The sequence below is a fragment of the Pseudomonas sp. P5_A12 genome (assembly GCF_056400685.1).
In genome coordinates, this window is sequence record NZ_JBFUKU010000539.1 from 1 (window position 1) to 1,757 (window position 1,757).

2 protein-coding genes are annotated in these 1,757 nt (G+C 60.3%); both read left to right on the top strand.

Annotated elements, in window-relative coordinates; all coding sequences use genetic code 11:
- Positions 1-32 precede the first annotated feature (32 nt).
- Positions 33-548, top strand: coding sequence for a 3-hydroxyacyl-[acyl-carrier-protein] dehydratase FabA (fabA, locus tag AC1DSG_RS30875; protein ID WP_223519708.1), 516 nt, complete (start codon positions 33-35; stop codon positions 546-548).
- Between the two features lie 11 nt (positions 549-559).
- Positions 560-1,757: beta-ketoacyl-ACP synthase I (gene fabB, locus AC1DSG_RS30880; protein WP_477794250.1), on the top strand; the 1,198-nt coding region annotated here is incomplete at its 3' end.

The window sequence follows — 1,757 nt, forward strand, 5'->3', positions numbered from 1 at the left end:
ACCCTGCCGCATGGGACTATTGAGGAGCTCGCATGACCCAACAAAACGCCTTTACTCGGGAAGACCTGCTGCGCTGCAGTCGCGGTGAGCTGTTCGGCCCAGGTAACGCACAACTGCCCGCCCCGAACATGCTGATGGTGGATCGCATCACCCATATCAGTGCCGAGGGCGGCAAGTACGGCAAAGGTGAATTGGTCGCCGAGCTGGACATCACTCCGGACCTGTGGTTTTTCGCTTGCCACTTCGAAGGTGATCCGGTGATGCCAGGCTGCCTGGGCCTGGACGCCATGTGGCAACTGGTCGGTTTCTTCCTTGGCTGGCAAGGTCTGCCGGGCCGTGGCCGTGCGCTGGGTTCGGGCGAAGTGAAATTCTTCGGCCAGGTCCTGCCGACTGCCCAGAAAGTCACCTATAACATTCAGATCAAGCGTGTGTTGAAAGGCAAACTGAACCTGGCCATTGCCGACGGTTCGGTCAGCGTCGACGGCCGCGAGATCTACACCGCCGAAGGCCTTCGGGTCGGCGTTTTCACCTCCACTGACAACTTCTAAGGGTTATCCGCATGCGCCGCGTCGTTATCACTGGTCTGGGCATCGTTTCGTGCCTGGGCAATGACAAAGAGACCGTCTCCGCTAACCTGCGTGCAAGCCGCCCTGGCATCCGGTTCAACCCGGAATATGCCGAAATGGGTCTGCGTAGCCAGGTTTCCGGCTCCATTGACCTTCCCCTCGAAGAGCTGATCGATCGCAAGATCTATCGCTTCGTTGGCCACGCGGCGGCGTACGCCTACCTGGCCATGAAAGACGCCATCGCTGACTCAGGTCTGACCGATGAGCAAGTCTCCAACCCGCGTACCGGCCTGATCGCCGGTTCCGGTGGCGCCTCCACGCTGAACCAGATGGAAGCGCTGGACATCCTGCGCGAGAAAGGCGTGAAGCGCGTTGGCCCATACCGCGTTACGCGGACCATGAGCAGCACCGTTTCCGCTTGCCTGGCCACCCCGTTCAAGATCAAGGGCCTGAACTACTCCATCGCTTCTGCCTGTGCGACCAGTGCTCACTGCATCGGTACTGCCATGGAACAGATCCAGATGGGCAAGCAGGACATCGTGTTCGCCGGCGGCGGTGAAGAAGAGCATTGGAGCCAGTCGTTCCTGTTCGACGCCATGGGCGCACTGTCCAGCCAGTACAACGAAACCCCGGAAAAAGCTTCCCGTGCCTACGACGCCAAGCGTGACGGTTTCGTCATTGCCGGCGGTGGCGGCATGGTCGTGGTCGAAGAGCTGGAACACGCTCTGGCTCGCGGCGCGAAGATCTACGCGGAAATCGTTGGCTACGGCGCGACCTCCGACGGCTACGACATGGTCGCCCCAAGCGGCGAAGGCGCTATCCGCTGCATGCAGATGGCAATGTCCACCGTTGACACTCCAATCGACTACCTGAATACCCACGGCACCTCGACTCCGGTCGGCGACGTCATGGAAATGAAAGGTGTGCGTGAAGTGTTCGGCGACAAGGCTCCGGCCATCAGCTCCACCAAGAGCCTGTCGGGTCACTCCCTGGGCGCCGCCGGCGTTCACGAAGCGATCTACTGCATGCTGATGATGGAAGGCAACTTCATGGCAGGTTCCGCCAACATCGACGAACTGGACCCGGAAGTGGCAGACATGCCGATCCTGACCAAGACTCGCGAAAACGCCACCATCGACACCGTGATGAGCAACAGCTTCGGTTTCGGTGGCACCAACGCCACGTTGGTAC

What these genes read in the sequence shown, in the direction of transcription:
- fabA (WP_223519708.1), top strand. Translation starts at nt 33, where the DNA reads ATGACCCAACAAAACGCCTTTACTCGGGAAGACCTGCTGCGCTGCAGT.